The sequence below is a fragment of the Acinetobacter sp. ANC 7912 genome (assembly GCF_039862785.1).
Lineage (GTDB): Bacteria > Pseudomonadota > Gammaproteobacteria > Pseudomonadales > Moraxellaceae > Acinetobacter > Acinetobacter thermotolerans.
Genome location: NZ_CP156795.1, coordinates 1435066 through 1456461, shown reverse-complemented (window position 1 = coordinate 1456461; position 21396 = coordinate 1435066). Strand labels below are relative to the sequence as shown.

Genomic DNA, 21396 nt, shown 5'->3' with positions numbered 1-21396 from the left:
ACCCCTAAATCTCTCTAATCTCTAAACCGTGTACCGACTTCATCAAGTGCTTCTTTAGACGGTAAACTGGCAAATTCCGTGTCATTTTGCTTTTAACATCTTCAACCACCAGTTGCCCCTTTTCCTGATAAACAAAATCCGCAACATACTTCACTGCTGGCTTGCGTCTTGGTTCATTCTCAAACTTGACTGACTCAGCCAAAATGAAAGCCTTCTGCAGTTCCAGATTCTTTATTTCCCCTGCGCGTTCCAACAGTGATAAATCCCGATAACGCCTGGCTTCTTTCTGACTATCGAAAGTGATGCCGTTAAGCACCACCTTCTTGTTTTTGTATTTAGTCACTTCCACGCTCCACACTTGTGAGCACAAACCATGGTCCCACCATCCAAGCCATCAACCCAGTGGTGGTGGCACAGATTTTTCTCAGCCTCTAAAATCGCTTTAGGAACACTCACACGACCTTCAACCTCAATCAGCTTACGTTGATACCATTCAGCCTTCTTTAAGTCCTCTAAGCCGTTTTTATGCTTATATCGCCACTGGTATTTGAAGATGTTCCCGCGAAGGTAGCCAATAAACTCATCACGGCTTAACATGGACTCCATGGCATCGATGCATTCAATTGCACCAGATGCATAGTGACTCGGATTATTTACGTTATCTGTCATTCCCCACTCCAAAAACTGTTTTCAAATTCTTCTTTTTTCTGCATTTCTTCAATTTCACGATGTGCAGCATCCCATTGCTTTTGTGCTTCATCACGTTCTGCTTGTGTTAAGCGATGGTCATGGCGCTTATCGTTCAGTGCTTTTAAGTCTGTCATGCCGCCAACTCCTGCAAACGATATTTCCTACGCATCCCGCGACTCACACGTTCAGCCTTAAATTTTGAATAGCTTTGGAAGTCTTTAAACTTGATCTCGGCTTTCATGTAGCACATGCACTTAAACAGCTTGTAACCCTTATCTAAAAATGGCTTATGCACATCATCAGTTTCTTGCTCTAAGCCTTTCCATCTGCGCTTAAACCCATGTTCATCCACCAACTTTGCATCACTTCCACCAAGCTTGAATTGGTCGTATGTCATGCTTGGCACATTGAATTGCACTGCTGAGGTTTGGATGTCGGTTGGGTCGTCTTGGTGGTAGTAGTAAGAATCCATACCCACGAAAAATGCTGTGTCGTCAGTCATCAAATCCCACAGAATTGCCACAATTAAATCGCCATCAAAATATTCATACATGCCCTCGATAGCCTGTTTTTTTGATGCGCCAGCCGCTTTCAATCTGTTTGATGCTTCGGTCAATTCAACATCATCAAACGATGACCACAGCTCGTAAGTTTTAGCCATTTCAGCCTTATACAATTGGCCTAACTTATTCGGATTGTATTTTTTATTACGCTTTGGCTTTTTCATGCTGCTTTCACCCTTTTAATCTTTGCCGCGTATTCTTCTTCCAGTTGTTCAACCCGGTTTTTCACCTTCATAATCTTGTCGTATTCAGACTTGGTCAGTTTTGAGCTTTTCGCAGGCGTAATAGTTGAACGGATTCGCTGTGCTGGAATGCCAGTTAGTTCGGCTAGATATGATCTACGTGGTTTATTGCGATTCACACTGTCATTGCACCAGGTAATCAGGCGATCAACTAAACTTGGATCAACATACTGGCTACCTAAAACCTCCTTGGGCGTATTTTGAGGACGTGGTTTAATCTGGAATCCCGGCAATGATTTAATCTTTCCACCACGTTTCAAAAATGCTTCCACATCATTTTCAAGCTGCTCACGTAAATTGTTCTTCTTCACCGCTGCTGTGTAGCTCATGTGAGCCAATAATTCGTTTGTAATGCTCATGCTGCACCCCAAATAAATCCTCTTGCTCACCCTGACGCACATCACCACCCCACTGCATAGCCATAGCATCAGCAATCCCCTGGAATGTTTTGGATCTGATGTTGGATCGCTCTTTACCCGGTGAACAGAAATGAATGCGCTCACGTTCCTTTCTCGGAAGTCGCATCATTTCCTCCTTCACATCCATTGTTGGATTGAGCAATGGCAGACCCTTCAACCATAGGCATGTAGTTTTTTGCTCCATGTGTCCAAACTGCCACGGATGAATAATCTGATCCGGTTTGCGATATACGCTCGACATAATGCAGACAGGGTTTTCAATGGCGATGCGCGGAATGTCACACTTGGCCAGCATCATAAAAAAGCTCACTGCTGCATGCTGACGGCCATCATGAATCTTCTTTTCAAAATGACGGCTTCCGCTTACTGCAATATGCGTACACGGTGGATGGGCAATCATCATGTCAAATGGATAATCCAGGAGGTCGCGTACATCACCCTGGTAATGTGGTCCAAAATCAGAATCACTTGGCTGCATGTCACATGAAATTGCATCATGGCCAAGCTTGATAAATGCATCACGGACAGTGCCGGACTTCTCGCATGCGATTAGAATCTTCACACCCCACCCCCTGCGCTTTCCTCTACTCGTACCGATGCAAAGCGACAAATATCCAAACGATCCATCACCCGAACTACGCCTTTCTTGCCATGACGGTTTTTAGCGATAATGATTTCTGTAATACCGCTCGGCATTTCGTCATCACTGTTTAAAATTGGATGCACCAGTAAAATCTGATCCGCGTCTTGCTCGATCTGGCCAGACTCTTTCAAGTCGGATGCCTTTGGTCGCTTCCCTTTTTCAGATTCACGGTTGAGCTGTGCCAGTGCGATTACAGGACAATCAAATTCCTTCGCCATCGCCTTCAAATCACGACTGATTGAACTGACTTCCTGATAGCGGTCTTTCTTGGTCGGGTCGCGTACCAGTTGCAGGTAATCAATGATGATGCAGCCCAATTTTTTGTAGTTGCGCTTGGCCTTACGTGCATAAGAATGAATCTCTGCAATGGTCGGCTTTTGCTTATCTTCGATGTGAATCGGTAGCTTGCTAAAACGATCCTGAGCATATGCAAATTCCTGAATCATCCCGTCGTACAGATCGGCATTGTGGATGTTGTCGTATGGAATCTGGGTGAGTGCTGAGATACAGCGATTCGTGAATGTCTCTACATCCATCTCGGCAGATACAACCAGTACCGCTTCCTTGAACTGCATAGCGGTCTGAATCGCCACCATTTGCGCCAGAGTGGATTTTCCTGATCCAGGTCTACCACCGATCACACAAAAGTGTCCGCGCTGAATGGTGCCCACCACGTTATCCAAATGAGGCAGGTTGAATTTAACCCCTGTGTACTGCTTGTTGGCTTTCGCTTCTGCTTTCTGGATCAGCTGATCACCAGCGCGTTTTAGCGCTTCAGCAAATGTAAAACTGGACTTCTCCAATTTTTCATTGGTGGTCGCCTTGTTCAGGATATTCTCAGCAGCGTTATGCACGTCAGGCACGGTTAAGTCTCTTGCCACTTCCTGAATGCTTCGGCCCATCTTTTCAACTTCACGATGCGCTTTCAGCTTGTTGAGTTCAGCAACATAGGATTCCAGGTTGTAGAAGCTCGACGGTGCATCTGTCATCAACGTCATCAGGTATTCAGATGGACTTACGCCAACCAGTGAGTTTTTCTCATTCAGTTTCTGTTCAACGAAAACCACGTCGTACGGTTTGTTCTCATTAGCAAGGTCAGTAATGGCTTTGTAGATTTCCTGGTGGCGAGTTGCGAAGAAGCAATTTTCGTCCAGATCGTTCATCACAGTTTCAAGTGAGTTTTGAACGGTCATGAGTGCAGCAAGTACACATTGCTCGATGGAGTTGTTATGAATATCGATCATTACCAATCCCCCATGTCAGCTTGGAGGTTTTGGGTGTCGACAGGTTGATTCTGTGGGTTGGCTTGCTGCATGAGTTTTTCAGTAAGACCTGAATCACGTTTAATCCACTTCACAAAATTCGAATACATCTGGGCATCACCTACTGCACCAGTGATAATTTTGTTTTCGTAGTGAGGATTAATTTCAAGCAAAATTTCTTCAGCTTGGTCTTGAGTGATTTTTGGTAATCCAGAACGCTGTAACCAAGAATTCAGAGAATGTAAATCTGGTGTCCAGAGATTCAGAATTTCATCCGGTGAATTTTTTGCGTTTGCGCTCTCTTTAAATTTTTCTTTAATATTTTCTTTTATAGGGTACGGTTCAACCGTACTACCCCCATGCGGTTCAACCGTACTACCCCCATGCGGTTCAACCGTACTACCCCCATGCGGTTCAACCGTACTACCCCCATGCGGTTCAACCGTACCAGTATCGTTTGTTAGTACTACGGTTGTTTGGGATGGGTTTGGGAGAATAGTGATCTGATTTGTTGTGCCAGTTGTGCGGGTAACAGAGATTAATTTAAGCTGTTCAAGTTCACGAATACGAGCGTAAACAGTTTCATCTCGCTTGATGCCGCAATACTTTTTAAAGGTATCTGTAGCAATCGATGCCTTGCTGCGATTAAAGCCCACAGTTTGACGCAGAATGAGCATATAGCACTTGAACGCCTTATCACTAAGCTGCGCCATATACATGTCATCAATGACGAAATTAGGCGTTCTAGAGTACTGTTCGGTCACAATGACTGCCTTTTCTGTTAGTTTTTCAAAATCCAGTCCAATGTTCATGACACCACCTGCATTGCAAATTTGCATAATTCAGCTTTCGCTTTAGCTACCGCTTGAGAATTGGCGATGGTTTTTTCGGCCATGTATCGCTCGACTGCTTTTTGAAATAAGTAAATCTTTCTATTTACTTCGATTTCGGTTAAAATTTGATTGTTCATAATGGTTTACCTCGTGATTGAACATGAAGCCTGACCTCATCCCTCAGGCTTTTTCCATTTGTAGAGCTGATAAATATTTGGCGCACTGGCCTTTCATGGCCTTGCGTAATGACTGAATGTTGTGTTCGATCTCTTCCAGGATGCGATCTGTTTCATCCATCTCAGCAGGCGTTACTACCCCGTCTTCTAAAGCGTTCAGAACCTGTTTGTTCGCTTCACCATTGCTGATGTTCATACCAAGTAATGACTCAAGAACAGTTAGCTCATGCCCTTTTCCTTCGGCGTCAGCTACAGGAATCAGCATCAAACCCAATTGATGTGCCCACACTTTTAAAACTGCAGGATTTTGCGTATAGGTCAGCATGAATTCGAATGCTTTAAGGCTTGGCAAATGCTGTTCCATGTTTGGATTGGCATAGTTCAATGCTGTCTTGTGTGATACACCCAACACGTCTGCAATTTCCTTTGGCGTAATCCCCTTGGTCTGGTGGATCATCTTGTGCAAAGCAGCTTTAGTTTCCTTTGATATATCCATGTGAATTCCTGTTTATATTCACGTTTATTTCAAATAGTTACGGGTTGATAATGAAATTAAGCAGTTAAAAGTGCCGTGGGCTCTTTCTGACTACGAACAATTTTGTAAGAAATGGTTGGAACAAGAGCCATGATTTTTCCAACGGAAGGATCCGGAACATATTCCCCCCATTGATTGACTGCTTGAGGAGTAATGCCAATTTCATCAGCTAGATGCGAAGCATTTTTAAAATGCTCAATTGCATCGCTGGTTTTAATAAGTACTTTCATATCAATACCAAAAGTATGCTTTATTTTTAAAGTGTACTTTAATACATATTTGCAAGCAAGCTTTATTGATTGTGTTGTAAGCTGGCTTTAAAATTAAAGTGAATTTTACTATGAGCACACTTGAGGATCGGATTAATCAAGCTATATCTCATTTCTTGACGAAAAATAATTTAAAGAAATTGGATAGAGCTGCTATGGCTAAGTACTGTGGGGTATCTGTAGCTGCTGTAGGCCAATGGATAAATGGAAAAACTGGCTCTCTAGATAGTCTTAAAAATGCTAAAGCCGCTCAGTATCTTGGGGTAAATCCTTATTGGCTGGCGGGAGACTCAAAGTTCAATATGATTGAAGTATCAGGCAATCTAAAACTTGATAATAGTATTGATCTATCAAAGAAACAGGAAATTATAGGTCGCCTCATCCCCGTCATCTCTTGGGTACAAGCAGGCGCATGGACTTCTGTTGAAGCAGTTCCAGCCGGTACACAATTCGAAGAATGGCTACCGCCTAACCCACGATGTGGAAAGAATGGCTATGGCTTAGAAGTGGTTGGTGAGTCAATGCTCCCAGACTTCCGCCCTGGTGATAAGATTTATGTGAATCCAGATTTTCTACCAGCTGATCTTAAGACTGGCGATCTAGTTATTGTTGCCTGTGACGGCGATAGCGAAGCGACCTTCAAAAAACTGATTTTAGAAAGTGGCCAAGTTTATTTGCAGCCTCTAAATCCTAACTGGCCAGAGCAGACCATCCCCTTAAGAGATGGCTGCAAGCTGGTTGGTAAAGTGGTGGGGTTGTATAGGGATGTTTAAAAAGTAAGTCACCGGTGACTTTGTGGAAATAAAAAGCCGCTTATGCGGCTTGGGTATTAACTTCGAACCCGACGCAGTCCCTTAGAACAGATCGGGTGATGATAGGAATCAATGCAGTTTATAGGGTTTTGGTTTGGGAATTAATTGGGCTAAATTCAGCAAGTGCTAAAATAAATCTAGTATAATGCTAGGTATCTACAAGAGGCTTTTAAAGACTGATGGTTATTGAATTGGTTAAACACTCACCAAATGCGCTAAGACGCTATATGACTGACATGAATGTGTCAGCGAGTGCACTCGCCAATTTAACTAAGATATCTCAAAGCAAAATTAATAAGGCCTTGGATGAAGTTGAAGTATTTAAGCTGAGCCAATTAGAAACTATTTCAAAAGTTTTATTTGTGCCAACAGTGTATCTAACAACTGATAATTTTATCTATGAGCGTAATACGCCTGAAATAATAGAATTTAGAAATCATATAGATATTCCAGAAGATAGATATAAAGAAAATGCTTTAGTGCAGGAATTTTGCCAAGTTAGAGATAACTTTATATCTATATTAAGTTCTCTGAATGAAGAGCCTAAAGCTTTCGATTTGAAGCTTAGCGGAACTAATGCAGAAGAAGATGCTCAAGCAATAATTGACTATTTTGGTTTTTACACACACAGCAAAAAAATCAAGAATTCAGATGATTACTTTAATGCTTGGAGAGACATTGTAGAGCTCATGGATGTAATAGTTATAGATAGAGGGCGTGATAAATTTGGCTCGGATGGTATGTGTTTGTATTTTGATGCCGCACCCATTATTGCCATTTTTAGCTCAGGACAATCTCAATCTAGAAAGCTATTTACTTTAGTTCACGAAATTGTCCATTTGGGATTAGGTAGTAGTGTCTTTGATGGACGATTACTAGAATCTGACAATAGTCTTGAAAAATATTGTGATCAAGTTACAGGGTATGTTTTAGCCCCAAAAAATATTGTGGCTGATTGCTTTAATGAAAATTTAACCATCGAAGAGAATGTTATTCTTATTCGAAAACAAACAAAAGCAAGTAAGGCGGCTATTGCCATTCAGTTAAAAATGCTTGGATTAATAAATCAAGATCAGCTTGTTGATTATTTAGATTACATTAAACCCAAAGAAAATGGTGGGGGGTTCGGTTCTAAGAAGGAAAATATGGTCTTAAAGTATTTTGGCTACAACTTTGTTGAAAAAGTTATGAGTGCAATGTGGCAAGAGCGCATATCATCCAATACCGCCAAAAATATTCTTGGATTCCATAAGACATCAAAACCGTCAGCCTTTAAAGAATTACAGCAAAAGGTCTTCTAATTATGATTAAAATTAGCTTAGATACAAATGCTGTATTAGACTTTTGTTACAGAAATTATCCAGAACAAATATTTAAAGAAATATGGAGTTCTTTAGAAAGCTCCAGACTAGCCAACCAAGTTAAGTTTTATATGTGCGAAGCTGTTTTGCATGAAATTGAACAAAAGATTGCAGACTATGAGTATGATGAATCAATATTTCATGCCTTTCTTGATCGTTTCTGTGTTCATCAAATCAAGCCAAATGAACACGGAACATCAATCCTTGGTTTGAAACAAGAGTTATTAAAATATAATGCATCAAAAAATTCACACCACGTAACAAAAGATAATTACGCTGATCTCGATGTTGTTAGTTTGGCTCATCATTATGGTTCAGATGCTTGTGTTATAACATGCGAGCAAAGAAATCCTTTTTTAAACTGGGATGCTAAATCACAAGGCCACAACATAAAAGTTCCCAATATTTGTGAAAAACTAAATATTGAATGTGGTAACTGGTCTTATTTATTTTCAAAACTTGGCTTTTTGTTTTAATTATTTTTATATTTTCCCCAAACAACCCACCCCAGCGGTGGGTTTTCTTTTGTCTATTAAAACATAAATAAAGCATAGTTTAAAAATATATTTAAAGCATGCTTTACATATAATATTTATTAAAGTATGCTTTAACCATCAAGTGAAAAGAAACCTCAGCGTAGCGCTAACTACCTGAGGCATGACCCACACCTAACCTGTGAGTGAAAACATTATGAATAAACACCCAGTACAAAGTCAATTGCCGGAATTCGGCACATCACGCATGACGTCTCCACGTCTGTACCAGCATCCTGAGCCACAGCAAGAATCAAAAATTGCCGAAGCTGCCAAGAATACTGCGGCTTTCCTGCTTCTTATCTGCATCTTTGGCGGTCTTGGTTTCATGTTCGTTCACCAGGCTGACCGTGAATCCGCTAACCAAATTGAAACAATTGCGCAGGCGGTGACTGTGGAGGATGCGGAATGAATACTCAAGTGAACACTCAGGAAATTGAAAACGCACGCCAGGCATGGCTAGAAGCACGTCGTCTTGGTATTGGTGGCTCTGATGTGGCTGCAATTCTGGGATTAAGCAAATATAAATCCCCTTACCAACTTTGGCTGGACAAAACAGGCCGTACAGACGTTGAGGATTCTCAAAGCGAAGCGTCTTATTGGGGCACCACCCTGGAAGACATCGTTGCGAAGGAATACGCAAAACGTAACGGTGTGAAGGTTCAGCGCGTGAATGCCACTATTGTTCACCCAGAACATGACTGGATGCGCGCCAACATTGATCGCGCCATTATCAATCCTGATATCTCAGGTAATGTCCGTATCAAAGACGGAAAGCTGACCACTGACCGTATTCTGGAATGTAAGACTGCTAACCAGTACCTGGCGAAATTGTGGGGTGATGAGCAGTCTGAACAGGTGCCAGATTACTACCTGACACAAGTGCAGTGGTACATGGGTATTACAGGTGCTTCGATGTGTGGTTTAGGTGTGCTGATCGGTGGCCAGAAGTTCCGCAGTTATCAGGTCGCATTCGATCCTGAGCTGTTTGAAATGCTCACAGATGAATGCTCAAAGTTCTGGAATGAGCATGTTCAGGCTGACGTTCCACCTGCACCAACTACGTTTGATGATGTGACTCATCGATGGGAACGCCACGTTGCAGGTAAAGACATTGATGTGGATGCAAGCCTTGAGCAGTTGCTTACAGAGTACAAAGACCTGAACGGCACGATCAAGGAAGCAGAAGAAGAACTGAAAGCACTCAAGCTGCAGATCGTGTCACGTTTTGAAGATGCGGAAGCCATCATTTCAGGCGGTAAAAAGCTGGCAACGTACAAATATCAGGAGCGCAAAACACTGGATAGCACTGCACTGAAAGCAGCACATCCAGACATTGCAGAACAGTTCACAAAAGTTTCAGGCACTCGCGTGCTACGCATTAACTAATTTTTTGGGAATAAAAAACATGAACTCAATTGTAAAAACAGGACAAAACACTGCCGTTAATTTTCTGACTCCGAACAACCTGCAGGAAGCAATGCAGATCGCTGAAATCCTTGCAAGCTCTGACATTGTGCCGAAGGACTACCAGCGCAAGCCAGGCAACATTCTTGTTGCTATGCAGTGGGGTGCTGAAATTGGCTTACAGCCACTTCAAGCCATGCAAAACATTGCGGTGATCAATGGCCGCCCTTCGATCTGGGGTGATGCAATGCTGGCTCTCGTCCGTGGGTCTGGATTACTGGAATCCATCAAAGAGGAGATTACACCGGATGGATTGAAGGCTATCTGTACTGTGAAACGTAAAGGTGAGGAACCAGCCGTTTCAGAATTCAGCATGGAAGATGCTAAACGCGCCGGACTATCTGGCAAGCAAGGCCCGTGGACTCAGTATCCAAAACGCATGATGAAACTACGTGCACGTTCTTACGCTCTGCGCGATGTGTTCCCGGATGTGCTCAAAGGTATGGCGATTGCTGAGGAAGAACAGGATAAAGAAATCGATATAACACCAGCTGGCGCACCTAGAACAGAAACCAAGCCGAATACAGGCGCATCTGCTCTGAAAAGCCGCCTGAAAAAGAAAAATGATGCTGTTGATTCTTCAGCTAAAGAGCTGGATCTGAGTGTGTATTACATCAACATCAAGGATGCACGCACATTAAACCAGCTTGAAAAAGTGGGTGAAGAAATTGCAGCACTAAACCTTGGCGAACCAGCCAAGTCTGAAATTGGCGAAGTATTTAAAGAGAAGCGCCGTCAATTGAAGGAGCAAGTGAAATTGCTTGTTCAGTCGATTATCGACCAGATCAATGATGCTTCAGACATGAATGCTCTTAACCAGATTATGGAAAACGAATTTGAGCCAGCATCAGGCGAGATGACTGACGAGCAGATCGCACAAATTAATTCTGCTTATGAAGCTCAAGAAGCAGCTTTGACACCTTGAGCATGGACGATTGCACCCTTCGGGGTGCTATTTAGGAGTGAAAGCAGCATGAAAAAACACTACCGAGTCCACCCTCTCATGAGTGAAGCCTTCATTATCTGGCTCACTCACCTTGGGTATAAATGTGTAATTTCTGCTGGCGGTGCACAGTTTTATAACACTGCTACAGGTAAGGGCTTCCCGCGAAACGTAATGATTATGGCGAACGGTCGCTTGAATAAAGCAGCGACTCAATTGTTTGAAGAATTTAAGGGGCATGACCCTTTTGGCGAGGTGGTGTGATGGATATTGAAAAATTAAAAGCTGAATTTGAGCAGTCTGAATGCTTCAAGCGTCTTGAGCATGTTGCGCAGTACACTTTTTTTGAATTTGGGGCGTATATCAAAAGAACTGATGTTCCAGCTGACATTGAAAAGAAGTGTAAGCACTTAATTACAGCTCTGATTTTTAGCTGGGAAGCATGGAGGGAAGCCAAAGCGAACGCGGTGCCGGCTCAATTGGATGTCAATTCAATACTTCATGATATTGATTACTATTTTGATAATGGTTTGAGCAATACAAAAAGAATCGCTAATAACTTGCTTCAGTCAATTTATGAAAAGTTGAGTGGTGAAGTTAAAGCATAGGAGCCAGCCAATGATTGAAATTCAACAAAAAATTTCTCTGGCCAACCTGGTAATTGATCACCTTTATAAAGAAAAGCCATTTTACTTAACCATGAGTGAAAAGCAGTTTGAAATGTTCTTGAGCATGGTTGAAGCATCTGGTCTGGATATCGGGTTCTCAATTAAGAATATGGCCAATCTGGTGCGTATTGAGTTTGATGAGCGTAATGCCGATCGCGTATATCACGCGCTTTCAAGCTTTATTAATGAGCATGAATTGCCTGAAACGGTAGTAAAAAGTTTAAAGGAGGTGTCTTGAATGGCTCGTTACACCATCACTGTTGAAGCCGAAAGACCGCCTCAAATCATGTTAGGTCAGACTATTGGCGGTGCAACAGTGAAGGAGCTTAAAGAGGTTGAAGTCGAATTGGTTTCAGCTTCTCACCTAGCTCAGAAATACAACTTGTCAGTGACCACGATTCGAGAAAAGTTAGCCCCGATCAATCAAGGTACACAAGGCAAGGCGCTATACAATCCACGCCTTGCACATGACTTGCTGACCGTGAAAGTTAAAAGAGGCAGACCGAGAGCTAATTAGCTCTCACTGTCATTAAACATTTCCACCAGGTCTTGAGCATCTGGATTGTAATAAGTGTTCACTAGCATCGAAATCGTCTTGTGGCCTGTAATCTTGGCCAACACTTCTACCGGTAATTTCCTCACTTTCACCATTCTTGTAATAGCTTCATGCCGCGAGTCATGGAAGTTGATATGCGGCAGCCCTGCTCTTTTCTTAGCTCGAACCCATGTGGCGCAACATTGATCTTTATCAATTGGCAAAAGTTGATTATTGGTTTTAGGCAGTAATGATAAAAGTCGTTTCGCTTCCTTAGATAATGGAACGTTTCGAGATTCACCATTTTTAGTCATCGGTAAATGCACAAAGCCTTCTTTAATATCCTGTCTTTTCATGGCAAGGATTTCACCCTGACGCATTGCGGTTTCCAAAGCAAATAGGAATGCCCAGGCTACATAATGACGTGATGTTTCAGGTGTGGTGATTCCATCCCAACTTAACGCCTTGAGCATTAAAGCCTGATCTTCCTCAGTGATACGCTGACTTCTTGATTTTTCTTTGCCTGGCATCGTGACTGAATGCCACACATTGGAATCAATCAGAAATAGTTCTTTCATGGCATAAGTGAACACGGCTGAATAAATCGCATGCTCATTCCTGAGTGTTGCCACCTTTACTTCTTTCTTACGGTTATTTCGCCATTCTGCAATATCGGCAGGCTTAAAGTCATAAATAGACTTGTCTGCTAAATTTGGTGCAATTCGATCAAGGTTTTTTATTTTGAAATTGATTGTTCGTGCGGATCGCATGTGTCGACCATGCTCTTGATAGTATTTGGCGCATAAATCTCTAAATGGATAAGCAGGCTTTTCACCTTGTTCGATTGCTTTTTTACCGGAGCGAAGCTCAAGCAATTTGTTATAAGCCCATTGCTCACATTCTTTTTCTGTGTCGCGTGTAGCTGAGTATCGTTTCTTGTCAAAAGTTACAATGATACGCCAGCTGGAACCCCGCTGGATGGGCTTTGGTATTTTCATATTGTTGGTGCAGATTTGGTGCAGATTACTTTTTATTCTAGCGATAAAGTTGAAAAATGAAAGGAAATAGAGGGGATTTTGTGCAGATATGTCAGAAGTTTAGTGATGGTATTTGATTTACACATAGTTTTAAATTATTGTTTTTATTAATTTAATTTTATTTTTACTTTTAATTTTTGTCTTATTTTTAGAAAAGATCATCTAAAATCATTGTATACTACCTTTTTATTATGTAGCCCAGATCAACTTCCTGAGGTTGATCAAGCCTGTAGTGAATTTCATGAGCACCTTAATTCTTATTACCTCCGCCCCGACATCGATACATGCCTGGCATGCCTTGGGTCTTGCCAAGGCATTACAGCAAAAACAGGAAGACTTTCGGGTTTTCTTCTATCAGGACGGTGTGTCAGTCGCCAATGCCTTGCAGTGGGTTCCAGACGATCAGCGTCATCTCACTCGGGAATGGCAGTCCTTACAGATTCGTCTGCCGGTGTGTGTGAGTGCGGCGTTAGCACGTGGCATCACAGATCAGGAAAATGCTCAACGTCACAATATTCAACAACATAATCTTGCAGATCAGTTTGAACTGGTCGGATTGGGCGAACTCGCTGATGCTGTCCAATCTGCACATCGTCTGCTTCAATTCTAATCGCTCTATTTTCGGGATATGTTGCTTTTAAAAGGTATATTGTGTGAAATCTGTACTCGTTATATTAACCCAGTCCAACCTGAATTCCTTGCAGATTCATGAAAGCCTCTCAGCTACCATGGTACTGGCAACCTTCGGCTCAGAAGTAAAAGTATTATTGCAAGGTGCGGCCTTAAGCTTGCTGCGTTCTGAGCTGGAATTTGATCAGCTGAAACATGCATTTAAAATCGCATCCAACATGGTGGATAGCTTTGAATTCTATGACCTGACGCCAATTCTAGTAGAGAGCAAAAATCAGAACTCGCCTTTTGTTCAACATACTGAACAGGAAATCGAATTCGTTGAACTGAATCCTGCCTTCATTCAAGGCTTTGACCATGTGCTGTACTGGTAAGGTGATCTCCCATGTCTAATTCAACTCTTTATATGATCCAAGCCAGCTATGCAGCAACGGCGCAGGTGTTAGAACAGCTATCCCAGCTTTATAGTGAAAATGATCAGGTCATCCTGATGGGTGATGCCATACTGGCAATAGAACATCCTTTTTTGAAGCAACTTAAAGAAATTTATATTCTGGAAAATGAGGCTCAACTTTTACCTCAACCAGACATTGCCAACTTAAAAATCATTAACTATGCCGAATTTGCAGAACTATGCCTTGGCTTTAACCGCTGCATTTCGCTGAAGTAATACGGATTAAACATGAATTTAGAGCTAGACCAAGATGGTCACTTAGTCGATTACACCATCTGGAATGAAGAAGTCGCCCAAGTACTGGCAGATAGTCTGGATCTGCAACTTACCCCTTGGCATTTTGAGATCCTGCAAGCCGTACGTCAGTTTTACCAGCAGTTTGGACATTCACCTGCAACGCGTCCTCTAATTAAATTCCTGATGAAAACCGTCAGTCCAGAAATTAACAATGCGATACTGCAGGAAAGATTTAATACTGGATTAGTGGCACGTCACTTAAGCCGTCTGGCAGGGATTCCAAAACCACCCAACTGTCTATAAGCACACTGTTCAATAATAATACCCAAGTCATTTAGGCTATTCTCATCAATTTACAATACTTTGAGATCGATAAAAAAAGCCCAGCGAATTGCGGGCTTTTTATTTACTAGAGAATAATTAGCCAACTTTAAGCATAGCGTGTTCTCAGCTTGGCAATCGCGCGATATAACTCATGCTGATATTCAGGTAGATAGCTTAGTAGCAACCGAATATTTTCCTGAGCTTCCTCATGCTTAAGCGTGTTGTTTTCGAGCATTTTCTGCTGCTTGTTTAAAAAGGTTCTGAGCTGCAGATATTCCGGTTTTTTCCCGCTACGCAGTGCATCTAGCATATTATAGTAGTCAGTCAAAAAACGATTACGTTCCTGAATTTGCGGTGAAAGCAAGTAAGGAGAATTGCCTTGATGTTGCCTGGCCTCGCTGACACTTTCAACTGGCTCTGAAGATCGCGAAATTGCAAGTGTTTTACCATGCAGCAATACCCCAGTCGGCACATAGGCATAATTCAGCCCCAGATCTTTCCGATAGATTTCCTCATGAATCTGAAAGCCGATCAGCCACAACACTAAAAATAAAGCGATGATACTAAATAGATAAACACCTCGTTCATTCATAAGCCACCTCCAGATTAACTCTGTTTAGGTTTAGGAATTGAAACGCTGTAAATTTCTGAAATACAAAATTTACGTTATGTAACATAACGACGCTCATGAGCAGTGCTCCAATTTATTTTTTGTTTTTCTTGTTTTATTTTTTGTTTTTCTATAGACACCTCAAGTGTGCCTTTGTATTAAAAATATACAAAATGAAAAATTTTGTGAAGTGCTATCCGACCAAAAATAAACCCGGAATATGCTATTCATCGGCATGTTCCGGGTTTAATGAAATCTTAATATTTTTTTAAGAGCTGGAATTACTCATCTACAATATCAACAAAATGGGCACTCAAGACTTTGGCTAAATCTGCTGGTATTAAGCCAATGTCCAGCCCACGCTTGCCACCGCTGACATACATTTTTTCCAGTTTTTCCGCAGATGCGTCAATGACGGTTTTCAGGCGTTTCTTTTGTCCCACCGGACTGATCCCGCCAACCAGATAACCCGTTAACCGTTCAGCCTGTTTCGGATCCGCCATTTGAAGCTTTTTGCAGCCAAATGCATGTGCTACTTTTTTCAGGTTAAGCTGATGGTTCACGGGTAAAACAGCAACGAAATACTGCTTTTCATCAGTGACTAGTAAAGTTTTAAATACTTCTTCAACAGATAGTCCGAGCTTTTCTGCCGCTTCCAGACCGAAGCTTTTCGCATTTGGGTCATGTTCATATTCATGAATGCTGTATTCGATTTTATTGGCTTTTAAAAGTTTGCAAGCTGGGGTCATGGTCTTGGCTATTTTGTTATTGAGGCCTTTATTATATGAAATTCAAAGCTGGAACGTGCAGCTACAAGATATTCATCGTTTAAACTTTCTGCGAATAGTCGATTTATTAGAGCCAACGCATAAAGCGGCACACTTTACCTGATTAAAGCAATATGAATTCATACCAGCTTTTGCCAATCCTGATGATTTTCAAAATTGACCTATGTACATTTTTTCGTCTGCAGTAATGAACATTTCAGTCATTAGGATTTTTAGGGCTTACTCATTGTTAGAAGCCATCAAGATCAGGAGCTATATTCCTTATTGTCTGTTCTTGATCAGATACATCGAAATATAAATTTTTATAAAACAAAGTGCCTTTTATCAGAAACTTTTAAAATAACCCATTTTGGAATCATTTTTTATTTTTTTAAATTATTTCATTAACTTAGATTAATTAAACCAATTATCCTCAAGTACTATAAATCAAAGCATTGCTTATACCCTATATCAATAAAAAGAGAGGAAACAAATGATTTCTTATAAGAGAAATAACAACGAGGTTGATTAACTGAGTTTATTGATTTCTGATGAAAACCAGTTGACTTATCGATAGTCGCGTAGCAATGTTACAGAAACATTATTAACTCATTTCGCCAATTCAGCATACAATGTAAAACTTCGACATATTTTCCATATTTGTCATTTTTTAACATTGCCAATTCTTTGCAAAGTTCGCATTATATAGGCCGCTATTAGGCACGCGCTTTCTACACCAATTCAAACAAAATTTTTAAAAAATGTAGAATTTCATGCCATAATGGAGGAAGTTTGCTGAGAACTTGCAAACTTTTTTGAAACTTTTGAATTGGAGCAAGCTGAATGAGTTCGACCATTTTGGTCATTCATGGACCGAATTTGAATTTGCTAGGAAAGCGTGAACCAGAAGTCTATGGTTATTTAACTCTTGATGATATCAATCAACAGCTGATCGCCCAGGCGAAAAATGCCTCCGTAGAATTAGAAACTTTCCAGAGTAACTGGGAAGGTGCCGTTGTCGACCGAATTCATCAAGCACAACAAAACGGCGTGCAATACATCATCATCAATCCTGCAGCGTTGACACATACCTCTGTTGCAATACGTGATGCCCTACTTGGTGTTGCTATCCCATTTATTGAAGTCCATTTGTCCAACGTGCATGCACGCGAGGCATTCCGACATCATTCATATTTATCCGATAAAGCCATCGGCGTGATCTGTGGTTTAGGTGCAAAAGGCTATGCTGCCGCACTCGACTACATCATTGAAAAAATTCAATCTTCTCAGCAATCTTAATTAGGAATACTGTCTCATGGATATCCGTAAAATCAAGAAACTCATCGATTTGATGATTGAGTCTGACTTACAGGCGATCGAAGTTAAGGAAGGCGATCAATCCATCGCGCTAACTCGTCGCAATCCAGTGGTTGCAGCAGCTGTTCCTGCAATGCCTGCACCTGCTGCTGATGTTCCAGCAGCGAAATCACCACGCGGTGCAGTTGAAAAATCTCCAATGGTCGGTGTGTTCTATGCAGCACCAAGCCCAGGCGAAGCTCCATTCGTAAAAGTTGGTCAAACCGTTTCTGCGGGTGAAACACTGGGTATCATCGAAGCAATGAAAATCATGAACCCAATCGAAGCAACTCAAAGCGGCGTAATTGAAGAAATTCTGGTGAAAAATGGTGAAGTGATTCAGTTTGGTCAACCACTTTTCCGTTACCGCGCCTAATCACTTCGGGGATTCATAATGTTGCAAAAAGTTTTAATTGCAAACCGAGGTGAGATTGCCCTGCGCATCGCCCGAGCTTGCAAAACTTTGGGAATTAAAACTGTCGGTGTCTATTCAGACGCTGACAAGGACCTGATGCACCTGCGCTTCTGTGATGAAGCCGTGTGTATCGGCCCTGGCGCGAGCAGCGACAGTTACCTGAATATTCCAGCCATTATCACAGCAGCTGAAATTACTGGTGCAGATGCCATCCACCCAGGTTACGGTTTCCTATCTGAAAATGCTGAATTTGCTGAAATCGTGGAAAGCTCCGGCTTTATTTTTATCGGCCCGCGTCCAGAACATATCCGCCTGATGGGTAACAAGGTTTCTGCGATTATCGCCATGAAAAAAGCTGGCGTACCAACCGTACCTGGCTGTGATCATGCAGTAACGATTCACAATGCCTTAGCTGAAGCAAAAGAAATCGGCTTCCCGCTGATCGTGAAAGCTGCTGCCGGTGGTGGTGGTCGTGGTATGCGTATCGTAGAACGTGTCGATACCCTACTGGAATCCGTACAGGCGGCTCAGCGTGATGCAGAAATGTGGTTCGGTGATGACACTGTCTACATGGAACGCTTCCTGCAAAAACCGCGTCACGTCGAAGTTCAGGTTCTAGGTGATGGTAATGGCCATGCGATTCACTTATATGACCGCGACTGTTCTTTACAGCGTCGTCACCAGAAAGTGCTTGAAGAAGCGCCAGCGCCAAACCTGCCAGAACAGGCACGTGCCGACATTCTTGAAGCTTGTGTCAATGCATGTAAATTGATGCAATACCGCGGTGCAGGTACTTTCGAATTCCTGTTTGAAGACGGCGAATTCTTCTTTATTGAAATGAATACCCGTGTTCAGGTCGAGCACCCAGTCACTGAAATGGTGACTGGCATTGATATCATCGAGCAGCAATTACGTATTGCCGCTGGCCTAGGGCTGAATATTCAGCAAGAAGATGTAGTAGTTAAAGGTCACGCGATCGAATGTCGTATCAATGCTGAAGATCCATCGACCTTTATGCCATCTCCGGGCAAGATTGAGACTTTCTATGCGCCGGGTGGTGCCGGTATCCGTTTAGATTCTCACATCTACCCAGGCTACAGCATTCCGCCATATTATGATTCAATGATCGCCAAGCTGATTGCGCATGGTAAAGATCGTGAAACAGCCATTGCCCGTATGAAGCAGGCACTAGATGAAATGATCCTGACCGGGATTAAAACCAATATTCCATTGCACAAAGATCTGATCTTGCAGGATGAAAATTTCTGTGAACAGGCGATGGATATTCACTATTTAGAAAAACATCTTCTTAAACAATTAGAAGGTGCTGCTGAAGAAAAGGCTTAATGCCTTAACCTTCAAAATATAAAAACCGCTAAATCATTAGCGGTTTTTTATTGGGCAATAATTCATCACGGTAATATACGTCTTAACGTTGCAAAGCATTGATCGGCTTTTTCACCCGCACAAAAATTAATGGTATGTGGATTTTGCCATTTCACGAAATACTGGGTCACTTCACCAGCCTGATCTTCCTGATTGCCTGAACAATCAACCTGATTATTATCATACTTGACTTGCATGATCAAAGCGGGTGCCTGTTCAGTAGTATCCTGAGACACCTGATAGTCATAAATACCTGAAGACCATTCCTCACCACTTTTGATAACGACATTATTATTCGATTTAAAATTATAGTATTCGATGCATTTCTTATTATTTGGAATTTCCATTCCCCACAGTCCCAGAATTTCCGGACGAGTCACCACACGATAGGTATTTGCCGTTTGAGAAGCCTGCGTTTGGACTTGAGTTACTTGTGGTGTTTTTTTATTTGCATCTGCAGCCATTGCCCAGGTGGACAAAGTAAGCAGCATCAGGCTTAGACACGTTCTTTTCATATTTTAAGAATCATTCCTACAATGCAGTCTAACTTAACATATTTTTTTGAAGTCAGCGTATAGCGAAAAAAGCTTTTCATCTGTTGGCTTAAAAATATCATTCGTCTACATAATAGCCATTTCAATTCAAGAGAATTTTGTTTATATTTTGTACCCAACAGAACTTTAATAATGAATTAAATTAAAGACTAGCAATAACAAAAAGAAAAATTGCACAGCTCAAGTAAATAAAAATAGCATGTGATTTTTCATTGTAAATTTATAGGGTAACTTGATTTGCGACTTGCTGACTTAAAAGAAAAACAACTGGATCCAGAAAGTGCTGCATATATCATTATTGCACTGCTTATCCTTGTTTGCAGCTTTATTGGTATTGCTACCCGTCCTATGGGTTATCTGGCATTCTTGTGGCCAGCCAATGCCGCCCTGCTTGCCTTTTTCTTGCGTTTTCCCAAGCTGAATAACAAAGGTGGCTGGCTTGGTGCTTTCAGTGCCTTTATGTTTGCCGATCTGGTTACTGGTGGTCCATTCCTGCAAAGTCTGTTCCTGACCCTGTCTAATCTGCTTAGCACCATCGTTTCTCTGTTCTGCATCCGCTATTTCAAGATCAACTATAAATATTACAATACCGGCTATACCTTTATTCATCTGTTTGGCATTTTTGCTTTTGCCGGCTGTCTCGCCAGTGCGGCTTTTGCGGTATTGACACTGGTCAATGTTCCGGATTCATTCATTACTCTGGAAAATATGCAGATTGATTTTTTCCTGTGGTGGACTGGTGAGATGGTGAATTACATCATTATTCTGCCATTGGTGCTGGCTTTTCCACGCATCAAGGACATTCACTATTTCTTAAATAATCGTCGCAAAAAAACTTACGAAGTTAGCTATTTCTTTCCCCTGATCGCCATTGCCATCTGCGTGTCTCTGACCCATATTTTTTCGGGTCCAGGTGCGTTGATTTATCCAATGGCGGCCTTGATCTGGGCTGCCTTAACTTATCGTATTTTTACCATTTCGATTATTAATATGCTGGTGTTACTGTTTACTTACAACAGCCTGACCCAGGTCTATCTGGAACATGATGCACTGATCAATTCCACCACCTTCATTTCCTTACGCATAGGCTTATTTATGCTGGCCTTAGCACCGTTGATTCTGTGCATTATTAGCCAAAACCGGAATGAACTTTATAAGCACGTGCTGTATCTGGCGAATTATGACACACTGACCCGCACCATGAACCGGCACTTTTTCTTTCAGGAAGGTGAAAGTTTACTGGAACAGACGAAAAAATTGCCGTTTTCATTGATCATGCTAGATATTGATCATTTTAAACGACTCAATGATGAGTATGGGCATCATGTCGGTGATACTGTACTGCAACAGTTTGCTGAATCAGTCAAAAGCAATCTGCGTAGTTATGACCTGTTTGCCCGGATCGGTGGAGAGGAATTTGTGATTCTGATGTGGGACATTGATCATGACGAAGCCAATGCAATTGCTGAACGTATTCGCTATGTAGTGGAAAATACCCCGATCTATCTGGACTATGGCAGAACAGTGAATATCACGGTGAGTCTCGGTATTACCCATCAGATCGCACCACAAAAAGTAGATTTGCAGCATCTGATTAATATCGCAGATCAGGCATTATATCGTGCCAAACATTTGGGGCGTAATCAGGTGGTATTAGCATCTTAAAAGAATTTAG

At 41.8% G+C, this 21396-nt stretch carries 33 protein-coding genes; 18 read left to right on the top strand and 15 right to left on the bottom strand.

All coding sequences use genetic code 11. From position 1 onward, the window contains the following. Window positions 1-4: 4 nt before the first annotated feature. Genes ABEF84_RS07220 through ABEF84_RS07170 form a run of 11 tightly spaced genes read right to left on the bottom strand, consistent with a single transcriptional unit; the run spans window position 5 to window position 5593 of the window. Window positions 5-343, bottom strand: coding sequence for a DUF1064 domain-containing protein (locus tag ABEF84_RS07220; RefSeq protein WP_347464215.1), 339 nt, complete (start codon window positions 341-343; stop codon window positions 5-7). Continuing rightward, on the bottom strand, window positions 340-669 hold the full coding sequence (locus ABEF84_RS07215) for a DUF3310 domain-containing protein (protein ID WP_347473826.1): 330 nt from the start codon (window positions 667-669) through the stop codon (window positions 340-342). The genes ABEF84_RS07220 and ABEF84_RS07215 overlap by 4 nt, the downstream gene beginning before the upstream one ends. Continuing rightward, entirely contained in the window at window positions 666-824 is a 159-nt protein-coding gene (locus ABEF84_RS07210; RefSeq protein ID WP_347464211.1) for a hypothetical protein, read from the bottom strand. The genes ABEF84_RS07215 and ABEF84_RS07210 overlap by 4 nt, the downstream gene beginning before the upstream one ends. After that, complete coding sequence (locus ABEF84_RS07205; protein WP_347464210.1) at window positions 821-1417, bottom strand: hypothetical protein; 597 nt, start codon at window positions 1415-1417, stop codon at window positions 821-823. The genes ABEF84_RS07210 and ABEF84_RS07205 overlap by 4 nt, the downstream gene beginning before the upstream one ends. Continuing rightward, complete coding sequence (locus tag ABEF84_RS07200; protein ID WP_347473825.1) at window positions 1414-1824, bottom strand: hypothetical protein; 411 nt, start codon at window positions 1822-1824, stop codon at window positions 1414-1416. The genes ABEF84_RS07205 and ABEF84_RS07200 overlap by 4 nt, the downstream gene beginning before the upstream one ends. Beyond that, a complete protein-coding gene (locus ABEF84_RS07195; protein WP_347473824.1) occupies window positions 1784-2476 on the bottom strand; it encodes a hypothetical protein in 693 nt (230 codons plus the stop codon). The genes ABEF84_RS07200 and ABEF84_RS07195 overlap by 41 nt, the downstream gene beginning before the upstream one ends. Further along, window positions 2473-3801 carry a DnaB-like helicase C-terminal domain-containing protein gene (locus ABEF84_RS07190; RefSeq protein WP_347473823.1) on the bottom strand — a complete coding sequence of 443 codons (1329 nt, stop codon included), beginning with the start codon at window positions 3799-3801 and terminating at the stop codon, window positions 2473-2475. Before ABEF84_RS07190 ends, ABEF84_RS07195 begins: the two co-directional genes overlap by 4 nt. Further along, the gene (locus ABEF84_RS07185) at window positions 3801-4658 is read right to left on the bottom strand and encodes a replication protein (protein WP_347473822.1); all 858 of its coding nucleotides are present in this window, start codon (window positions 4656-4658) and stop codon (window positions 3801-3803) included. Before ABEF84_RS07185 ends, ABEF84_RS07190 begins: the two co-directional genes overlap by 1 nt. After that, complete coding sequence (locus ABEF84_RS07180) at window positions 4628-4789, bottom strand: hypothetical protein (protein WP_347473821.1); 162 nt, start codon at window positions 4787-4789, stop codon at window positions 4628-4630. The genes ABEF84_RS07185 and ABEF84_RS07180 overlap by 31 nt, the downstream gene beginning before the upstream one ends. Before the next feature lie 43 nt (window positions 4790-4832). Beyond that, window positions 4833-5324 (bottom strand): phage regulatory CII family protein, encoded by a 492-nt coding sequence (locus ABEF84_RS07175; protein ID WP_347461046.1) that lies wholly within the window; start codon window positions 5322-5324, stop codon window positions 4833-4835. 56 nt (window positions 5325-5380) lie between these two features. Then, window positions 5381-5593 (bottom strand): Cro/CI family transcriptional regulator, encoded by a 213-nt coding sequence (locus ABEF84_RS07170; RefSeq protein WP_347461045.1) that lies wholly within the window; start codon window positions 5591-5593, stop codon window positions 5381-5383. Between the two features lie 110 nt (window positions 5594-5703). Here ABEF84_RS07170 and ABEF84_RS07165 point away from each other — a divergent pair, with 110 nt between their 5' ends. From ABEF84_RS07165 to ABEF84_RS07120, 10 genes are all read left to right on the top strand, one after another. Continuing rightward, entirely contained in the window at window positions 5704-6405 is a 702-nt protein-coding gene (locus tag ABEF84_RS07165; RefSeq protein ID WP_347461044.1) for a LexA family transcriptional regulator, read from the top strand. A gap of 218 nt (window positions 6406-6623) precedes the next feature. Further along, the gene (locus ABEF84_RS07160; RefSeq protein WP_347473820.1) at window positions 6624-7745 is read left to right on the top strand and encodes an XRE family transcriptional regulator; all 1122 of its coding nucleotides are present in this window, start codon (window positions 6624-6626) and stop codon (window positions 7743-7745) included. 2 nt (window positions 7746-7747) lie between these two features. Then, window positions 7748-8281, top strand: a complete 534-nt coding sequence (locus ABEF84_RS07155) for a DUF4411 family protein (protein WP_347473819.1) — start codon at window positions 7748-7750, stop codon at window positions 8279-8281. Window positions 8282-8495: 214 nt separating this feature from the next. Continuing rightward, entirely contained in the window at window positions 8496-8750 is a 255-nt protein-coding gene (locus tag ABEF84_RS07150; protein WP_347461040.1) for a hypothetical protein, read from the top strand. After that, window positions 8747-9727, top strand: coding sequence for a lambda-exonuclease family protein (locus ABEF84_RS07145; RefSeq protein WP_347460656.1), 981 nt, complete (start codon window positions 8747-8749; stop codon window positions 9725-9727). Before ABEF84_RS07150 ends, ABEF84_RS07145 begins: the two co-directional genes overlap by 4 nt. A 19-nt stretch (window positions 9728-9746) precedes the next feature. Continuing rightward, window positions 9747-10730: a recombinase RecT gene (locus ABEF84_RS07140; RefSeq protein ID WP_347473254.1), complete on the top strand. Its 984-nt coding sequence runs from the start codon at window positions 9747-9749 to the stop codon at window positions 10728-10730. A 78-nt stretch (window positions 10731-10808) separates the two neighbouring features. Next, window positions 10809-11012, top strand: a complete 204-nt coding sequence (locus ABEF84_RS07135) for a hypothetical protein (protein WP_347473818.1) — start codon at window positions 10809-10811, stop codon at window positions 11010-11012. After that, window positions 11012-11356 (top strand): hypothetical protein, encoded by a 345-nt coding sequence (locus ABEF84_RS07130; protein WP_347473817.1) that lies wholly within the window; start codon window positions 11012-11014, stop codon window positions 11354-11356. Before ABEF84_RS07135 ends, ABEF84_RS07130 begins: the two co-directional genes overlap by 1 nt. A gap of 10 nt (window positions 11357-11366) precedes the next feature. Continuing rightward, on the top strand, window positions 11367-11654 hold the full coding sequence (locus ABEF84_RS07125; protein WP_347454025.1) for a hypothetical protein: 288 nt from the start codon (window positions 11367-11369) through the stop codon (window positions 11652-11654). Further along, complete coding sequence (locus ABEF84_RS07120; protein WP_347473816.1) at window positions 11655-11933, top strand: DNA-binding protein; 279 nt, start codon at window positions 11655-11657, stop codon at window positions 11931-11933. It abuts the gene before it with no gap. Here the strand turns inward: ABEF84_RS07120 and ABEF84_RS07115 are convergent. Then, window positions 11930-12949, bottom strand: a complete 1020-nt coding sequence (locus tag ABEF84_RS07115; RefSeq protein WP_347454301.1) for a site-specific integrase — start codon at window positions 12947-12949, stop codon at window positions 11930-11932. The two genes, ABEF84_RS07120 and ABEF84_RS07115, sit on opposite strands and share 4 nt — an antisense overlap. A 280-nt stretch (window positions 12950-13229) precedes the next feature. On the opposite strand from ABEF84_RS07115, the gene tusD reads away from it, so the two are divergent. From tusD to ABEF84_RS07095, 4 genes are read left to right on the top strand one after another with little or no spacing between them, the layout of a single operon-like run. Continuing rightward, window positions 13230-13598 carry a sulfurtransferase complex subunit TusD gene (tusD, locus tag ABEF84_RS07110; RefSeq protein WP_034586554.1) on the top strand — a complete coding sequence of 123 codons (369 nt, stop codon included), beginning with the start codon at window positions 13230-13232 and terminating at the stop codon, window positions 13596-13598. Window positions 13599-13641: 43 nt separating this feature from the next. Then, the gene (locus ABEF84_RS07105; RefSeq protein ID WP_034586558.1) at window positions 13642-13992 is read left to right on the top strand and encodes a hypothetical protein; all 351 of its coding nucleotides are present in this window, start codon (window positions 13642-13644) and stop codon (window positions 13990-13992) included. Between the two features lie 11 nt (window positions 13993-14003). After that, window positions 14004-14288, top strand: coding sequence for a DsrH/TusB family sulfur metabolism protein (locus ABEF84_RS07100; RefSeq protein WP_034586561.1), 285 nt, complete (start codon window positions 14004-14006; stop codon window positions 14286-14288). A 12-nt stretch (window positions 14289-14300) separates the two neighbouring features. After that, a complete protein-coding gene (locus ABEF84_RS07095) occupies window positions 14301-14612 on the top strand; it encodes a TusE/DsrC/DsvC family sulfur relay protein (RefSeq protein WP_347454302.1) in 312 nt (103 codons plus the stop codon). A 127-nt stretch (window positions 14613-14739) separates the two neighbouring features. On the opposite strand, the gene ABEF84_RS07090 is transcribed toward ABEF84_RS07095, so the two are convergent. Together ABEF84_RS07090 and ybaK are read right to left on the bottom strand one after the other, a co-directional pair. After that, on the bottom strand, window positions 14740-15225 hold the full coding sequence (locus ABEF84_RS07090; protein ID WP_347454303.1) for a hypothetical protein: 486 nt from the start codon (window positions 15223-15225) through the stop codon (window positions 14740-14742). Window positions 15226-15524: 299 nt separating this feature from the next. Continuing rightward, window positions 15525-15992 (bottom strand): Cys-tRNA(Pro) deacylase, encoded by a 468-nt coding sequence (gene ybaK / locus ABEF84_RS07085; RefSeq protein ID WP_347473815.1) that lies wholly within the window; start codon window positions 15990-15992, stop codon window positions 15525-15527. Between the two features lie 861 nt (window positions 15993-16853). Here ybaK and aroQ point away from each other — a divergent pair. From aroQ to accC, 3 genes are read left to right on the top strand one after another with little or no spacing between them, the layout of a single operon-like run. Continuing rightward, window positions 16854-17309 (top strand): type II 3-dehydroquinate dehydratase, encoded by a 456-nt coding sequence (gene aroQ / locus ABEF84_RS07080; protein ID WP_347473814.1) that lies wholly within the window; start codon window positions 16854-16856, stop codon window positions 17307-17309. Between the two features lie 16 nt (window positions 17310-17325). Next, entirely contained in the window at window positions 17326-17742 is a 417-nt protein-coding gene (accB, locus tag ABEF84_RS07075) for an acetyl-CoA carboxylase biotin carboxyl carrier protein (protein WP_004809213.1), read from the top strand. A gap of 18 nt (window positions 17743-17760) precedes the next feature. Then, entirely contained in the window at window positions 17761-19128 is a 1368-nt protein-coding gene (gene accC, locus ABEF84_RS07070; RefSeq protein ID WP_347473813.1) for an acetyl-CoA carboxylase biotin carboxylase subunit, read from the top strand. Between the two features lie 65 nt (window positions 19129-19193). Here the strand turns inward: accC and ABEF84_RS07065 are convergent, their stop codons facing one another. Further along, window positions 19194-19682 (bottom strand): hypothetical protein, encoded by a 489-nt coding sequence (locus ABEF84_RS07065; protein ID WP_347454019.1) that lies wholly within the window; start codon window positions 19680-19682, stop codon window positions 19194-19196. 276 nt (window positions 19683-19958) lie between these two features. Here ABEF84_RS07065 and ABEF84_RS07060 point away from each other — a divergent pair, with 276 nt between their 5' ends. Beyond that, window positions 19959-21386, top strand: coding sequence for a diguanylate cyclase (locus tag ABEF84_RS07060; RefSeq protein WP_347454018.1), 1428 nt, complete (start codon window positions 19959-19961; stop codon window positions 21384-21386). The last annotated feature ends 10 nt before the right edge of the window (window positions 21387-21396 follow it).